Annotated in this window: 5 protein-coding genes; 2 read left to right on the top strand and 3 right to left on the bottom strand. The window is 72.9% G+C overall.

The annotated features are described in order from the left end of the window. Positions 1 to 78: 78 nt before the first annotated feature. Both J0670_RS27795 and J0670_RS27790 read right to left on the bottom strand, forming a co-directional pair. Complete coding sequence (locus J0670_RS27795; protein ID WP_207814444.1) at positions 79 to 1,218, bottom strand: PLP-dependent cysteine synthase family protein; 1,140 nt, start codon at positions 1,216 to 1,218, stop codon at positions 79 to 81. A gap of 145 nt (positions 1,219 to 1,363) precedes the next feature. Continuing rightward, a complete protein-coding gene (locus tag J0670_RS27790; protein ID WP_207814443.1) occupies positions 1,364 to 2,638 on the bottom strand; it encodes an ROK family protein in 1,275 nt (424 codons plus the stop codon). Between the two features lie 92 nt (positions 2,639 to 2,730). On the opposite strand from J0670_RS27790, the gene J0670_RS27785 reads away from it, so the two are divergent. Together J0670_RS27785 and J0670_RS27780 are read left to right on the top strand one after the other, a co-directional pair. Then, positions 2,731 to 3,888, top strand: a complete 1,158-nt coding sequence (locus tag J0670_RS27785) for an MFS transporter (RefSeq protein ID WP_374223184.1) — start codon at positions 2,731 to 2,733, stop codon at positions 3,886 to 3,888. A 171-nt stretch (positions 3,889 to 4,059) separates the two neighbouring features. Beyond that, positions 4,060 to 4,638: a HutD family protein gene (locus J0670_RS27780; RefSeq protein WP_207814441.1), complete on the top strand. Its 579-nt coding sequence runs from the start codon at positions 4,060 to 4,062 to the stop codon at positions 4,636 to 4,638. 74 nt (positions 4,639 to 4,712) lie between these two features. On the opposite strand, the gene J0670_RS27775 is transcribed toward J0670_RS27780, so the two are convergent. Further along, positions 4,713 to 5,621, bottom strand: a complete 909-nt coding sequence (locus J0670_RS27775) for an esterase/lipase family protein (protein ID WP_374223185.1) — start codon at positions 5,619 to 5,621, stop codon at positions 4,713 to 4,715. Between the last annotated feature and the right edge of the window lie 196 nt (positions 5,622 to 5,817).

The following is a 5,817-nucleotide window of genomic DNA, read 5'->3' as shown; positions in this document are numbered from 1 at the left end:
TTATCTGTCAGCTGTTCGCTGTCATCTGTCGGCTGTTCGCTGACATCCGTCCGCCGTCAGCCCGAGCCCGTCACGCCGTCACCCCGTCCACTCGCCGCCCGCCAGGAACGACTCCAGCGCGGCCCGGTACGGCGCGATGTCGATCCGCTCGCCGGCCAGCCATTCGTCCGAGTAGTACTTGTCCAGGTAACGGTCCCCCGGATCGCAGATCAGCCCGACCACGCTTCCCGTCCGCCCGGCGGCCCGCATCTCGGCGACGATCCGCAGCGCACTCCAGAGCCCCGTCCCGGTGGAGGCACCCGCCTTCTTCCCCAGGACGCGCTCCAGCACCCGCACGGCCGCGATCGAGGCGGCGTCCGGCACCTTCATCATCCGGTCGATCGCGCCGGGCACGAAGCTCGGCTCCATCCGGGGCCGCCCGATGCCCTCGATCCGGGATCCGCTCTCGCACACGGCGCCCGGGTCGTGGTTGACCCAGCCCTCGAAGAAGCAGGAGTTCTCCGGGTCCGCGACGCAGATCCGGGTGTCGTACTGCATGTAGTGCACGTACCGGGCGATGGTCGCCGAGGTGCCGCCCGTTCCCGCAGTGGCGACGATCCAGGCCGGCTCGGGGTGTGGCTCCAGGCGCAGCTGGGCGAAGACCGACTCGGCGATGTTGTTGTTGCCCCGCCAGTCGGTGGCCCGTTCGGCGTAGGTGAACTGGTCCATGTAGTGCCCGCCGGTCTCCTCGGCGAGCCTGGCGGAGGCCTCGTACACCTCGCACGAGCGCTCGACCAGGTGACACTCGCCGCCGTGGAACTCGATCAGGTCGATCTTGGCCTGACTGGTGGTCTTGGCCATGACCGCGATGAACGGCACCCCGATCAGCTGCGCGAAGTACGCCTCGGAGACGGCGGTGGAGCCGCTGGAGGCCTCGATCACCGGCTTGCCCGGCCGGATCCAGCCGTTGCAGAGCCCGTAGAGGAAGAGCGAGCGGGCGAGGCGGTGCTTGAGCGAGCCGGTCGGGTGGGTGGACTCGTCCTTGAGGTAGAGGTCGATCCCCCACTCGGCGGGCAGCGGGAAGCGCAGCAGGTGGGTGTCGGCGGAGCGGTTGGCGTCGGCCTGGACCTTGCGCACCGCCTCCTTGAGCCAGGCGCGGTACGCCTGGTCGGAGCGGTCGACGTCGACGGTCGGCTCGATGCCGCGGTCGCCACGGTTGCCGTCGGGCTGGGTGCTCATGGTGACTGACTCCCTCGTTGCGGCCCCCCGCTGCTCACTACGAGTGTACGAGTGTCACGATAAGTGACCGTTTCCAGAACTCCAGCTTCCGCTTATTGCCCTCGGGTGACACCGCCGGGCAGCCCCGACCCGTCGACGCCCGCCCTCAGGCCTGCACCGACTGCGGGTCCGCCAGGTACGGCCCCCAACCCAGTTCGGCGGCGCCCGCGAGCGCGCCGTGCGCCAGCTCCGCGCCGACGATCGGCACCCGCCCGCTGCGCCCCCACAGCGACCGCTCGGCCACGACCGCGCGCAGGCGGTCGGGAGCGGCCTCCAGCAGGTCGAGGTGGAGGCCGCTGAGCACCACCCGGTCCGGGTTGAGGATGTTGGCGACCCCGGCCAGCCCGAGTCCGAGCCGGTCGATGACGTGTTCCACCGCCGCCCGCGCCCGTTCGTCGGTCGCGGCCGCCCAGCACAGCTCGCGCGCCTGGTCGAGCAGCGGTCGCCCCGGCTCCGGGGTGAGCCCGGCGGCGGCGAACAGAGCGTCGGGGTCGGTCTCGGCGTTGAGGCAACCCCGGTTGCCGCACATGCAGGGGCGGCCCTGCGGGTCGACGGTGAGGTGGCCGACCTCCAGGGCGAGCCCGGCGCTGCCGGTGTGCAGGTGGCCGTCGATCACCAGGGCGCCGCCGACGCCGCGGTGGCCGGAAGTGACGAGGAGCAGGTGGCGGGCGCCACGCCCGGCGCCGTGCCGGTACTCGGCGAGCGCGGCGAGATTGGCGTCGTTGGCGATGGCGGTGGGCAGCGGGTGCACCGAGTTCGGGCCGTGGTCGGCGCGACCGACCTCGACGTCGTACAGGTCGGCGACCGGGGTACCACTGGGCCAGGCGAAGTGCAGTGCGGCGAGCGCGGTGCCATCCGGCTCGGTGACCGGATTGGGCAGGGCGAGCGCGGCGGCCAGGCAGCGGCGGTCGGTCGAACGGGCGAGCTCGGCGCCCGCCTGGGCGACCGCGCGCAGCATCCGGACCGGGTCGGTGGCGGCGGGCAGCGGCAGGTGGACGGGCGGGTCGAGCAGTCCGCCGAGGCCTGCCAGGGTGACGCTCAACCCGTCGGAGTGGATCTGCCCGGCGACCACGACCGGGCCCCGCGGGTCGATCGCCAGCCGGTGCGAGGGCCGGCCGCGGCCGCCACCGGCCGGGCGCGAGTCGACGGTGATCAGGCCGAGCGCCTCGAGTTCGGCCGTGACCGCGCCGGCGGTGGCCCGGGTGACGTCCAGTGCGCGAGTGAGCGCGGACCGGGTCGGGGTCTGGCCGGTGTGGATGAGCGAGAGCGCAGGGCCGAGCAGCGTCCGACCTCGGTCGGGGGCCGCGCGGCGGTGGGCGTCGCGCTGCGCGTCGGGGTCGGTCCCGGAGCGGGGCCGCGGGCTTGATGGTGAGAGCTGCACGCCTCTATTGTGACTTTGTGTCGCTTCGAAACAAAATCCGTTCCCATCATCGCCCGGATCGCTCCCTCCCCCAGTCTCGCAGCACACCCCCGGTGGCCGACAGCCCCTGGGGCCCGGCACGTCTCGCGCTCACCGCCATCTTCGCCGTCGACGGCTTCCTCTTCGCCGCCTGGGTCGTGCGCATCCCGAACGTCCGCAGCCAGGTCAGCGCCTCGCACAGCGCCCTCGGCCTCGCCCTGCTCTGCCTGTCGATCGGCGCCGTCCTCACCATGCCGGTGGTCGGCCGGCTCTGCCTGCGGTACGGCTCGCGCCCGGTGACCGTGGGCTCGCTCACCTTGCTCAGCATCGCCGTCCCGCTGCCCGCCCACGCCCACTCGGTGCTCTCGCTCGGCGGCGTGCTGCTGCTGTTCGGCGCCGGGTACGGCGGTGCCAACGTCGCGATGAACAGCGCCGCCGTCGACCTGGTCGCGCAGCTGCGACGGCCCGTGATGCCGAGCTTCCACGCTGGGTACAGCCTGGGCGGACTGCTCGGCGCGGGCCTGGGCGGACTGCTCGCCGACCGGCTGACCACCGCCTGGGCGCTCGCGCTCTGCGGGCTGCTGGGGCTGGCCGTCACCACCGGCGCGGGCTTCGCGCTGCTGCGCAGCCCGGCGGCGCCGATGGTCGTACCGGACCGCTCGACCGAGGAGGCACCGGGCCGCCCGGCCTCGGGGCACGTGCGGCTGCTGGTCGTGCTGCTCGGCCTCACCGCGCTGTGCACCGCGTACGGCGAGGGCGCGATCGCCGACTGGACCACCCTGCACCTCACCGACGACGTCCACGCGAGCGCCGGGACGGCGGCCGCCGGGTACGCCGCGTACGCCTTCGCGATGACCAGCGGGCGGGTCGGCGGCACCTGGCTGTCCATCAGGCTCGGGCAGAACCGGCTGATGCTGCTCGGCGGGCTGGCGGCGGCGGTCGGGATGCTGATCGCCGCGCTGGCGCCGGCCGTACCGCTCGCCATCGGCGGGTTCGTCCTGGTCGGGCTCGGCCTGGCCAACCTCTTTCCGCTCGCGATCGCCCGGGCCGGCGCGACGGGCGGTCCGCAGGGCGTCGCGCTCGCCTCGACGCTCGGGTACGGCGGGATGCTGATCGGTCCGGTGGTGATCGGCTTCCTCGCCGATGCCGCCGGGCTGCCGCTGGCCCTGACCACGGTCGCGCTCGCGGCCACCACGGCGGCCCTGCTGCCGCTGGCGGTCGGGCGGCGCTGAGGGGTGGCGGGTGATGGTGATGGGTGCCGGTGACGGCTGACAACCTTCAGATGACAGATGATGAAATCTGTCATCTGTCATCCGTTATCCGTCACCTGTTATTTGTCATCCGTCGTCTGTCAGCCGTCCGCCCGCTGACACCCTCCCCCGCAGATGGCAGGATGCGAGGCCATGACGAGCACCCGACACATCCAGGTACTGCGGGCGAGCGAACGCCCGGCCACCCCGTGGCTCAACGGCGGCGGGGTGACCAGGGAGGTCACCGGATTCCCGAGCGGGGCCGGGCTGGACGGCTTCGACTGGCGGGTCAGCCTCGCGGACGTCGCGACGGCCGGGCCGTTCTCGTCGTTCCCCGGCGTCGACCGGGTGATCACCCTGGTCGAGGGCGCGGGCATGGCGCTTTCCGTGGACGGCGCGGAACAACTGGTCGACGCGCCGTTCCGCCCGTTCGCCTTCCCCGGCGACGCCGCGACGGACTGCCGACTGCTCGGCGGGCCGGTGGTGGACTTCAACGTGATGACCCGCCGCGGCCGGGTCGAGGCCACCGTGGAGCCGGTGAGCACGCCCCGCAGGGTGGAGGTCCCGCCCGAGGCGACCGTCCTGCTGGTCTGCCTCGCCGGTTCGGCCGTCATCGACGGCACTCCGCTGACCCGCTACGACGCCGCGCTGCTCGACCCGCCCGGCCCGTACGACCTTCACCCCGACGGGGTCACCGCGGCCGTCACCTTCCGCTTCCGTTCCGCCCGCTGAACGAGGCGCACCCGCTGAACACCGCGCCGCCCGCGCCCCGGAGCGACCGTCGGCGCGGGCGGCGTCAGCCCCCGTCAGCCGCAGAGCACCGGCGTGGCGTGCGCCGGGTCCAGCGCGTTGGTCACCAGGTGCAGCGCCGTCGGCGAGAACGCGATCGCCACGTGCTCGGCGAGCGTGACCGGGCAGTGGTCCTGCAGCACCTCGTTGTCCACGCCCGGCCCGTCCAGGAACTGGGTCCGCCACGGGGTGACGACCTCGTCGTACACGGTCGAGATCACCGTGTAGCTCACGCCCGGCACGGTGTCCGGCCGAGAGGCCATGGTCCGGTTGAAGTCGGAGCCCACCGCCTGGTCCCGGCAGGCCTGGCACACGGTGTAGATCAGGTCCGCCACGCCGGGAAAGTACGGCGCGAGCCTGGTGATCCCGTCCAGGGTCGTGCCGTGGTTGGACGGCGCCAGGCCGACCAGCCTGCCGACCTTCGAGGCCCCTCCGAGGAACTTCAGGTAGTAGTTCGGCAGCATGCCGCCCTGCGAGTGCCCGACGATGTCGACCTTGGCCGCGCCGGTCGCGTTCCGCACCAGGTCGACGAAGCTCGCGAGTTGGGCCGCCGACGCGGGCACCGGCCCGAGCCCGCCGATCGGCAGCACCAGGCCGCTACCGGTGGAGGTGATGCCGGGGATGGTGCCGTAGTCGAGGGCGAAGACGCAGTACCCGAGGCCCTTCAGCAACGGGGAGAGCGCCAGCCAGTTCTCGTAGCGGTTGGCGAAGGTACCGTGCACCAGGACCACCGGGTCGGGGTGTGCGGCGGTCGGACGGCAGTTCCAGTCGTTGGCCCCCGGCGGCGAGGCCACCGTGTCACCGTCGGGCGGCAGTTCGGCCGCGGCCGCCGCCGTACGAGCCACCGGCGCCGACGCCCGAACCGGGGCCGCAGCCGACCCTCGAGCCGGAGCCGCCGAAGCGGGAGCCGCCGCACCGACCAGCAGGGCACCCGCTAGCACGGCGGCGCCGAACAGCGCGCCGAACGCCCCACCGGGCCGACGGTGCAGCGGAGTTGCGGAGAAGCGGAGAAGTGGGGTTCTCAACTGTTGCCTCCACGGCGGAAGTTTGTTACCAACAGGTAACCCGAGTGGCTCCATCATGCGGTCGCCCCTCCGGCCCGGCCCTTGGGTGTTCCCCAGA

The sequence above is a fragment of the Streptomyces sp. FH025 genome (assembly GCF_017427025.1).
Lineage (GTDB): Bacteria > Actinomycetota > Actinomycetes > Streptomycetales > Streptomycetaceae > Kitasatospora.
The sequence above is the reverse complement of the archived record's forward strand: the minus strand, read 5'-3'. Positions and strand labels throughout refer to the sequence as shown.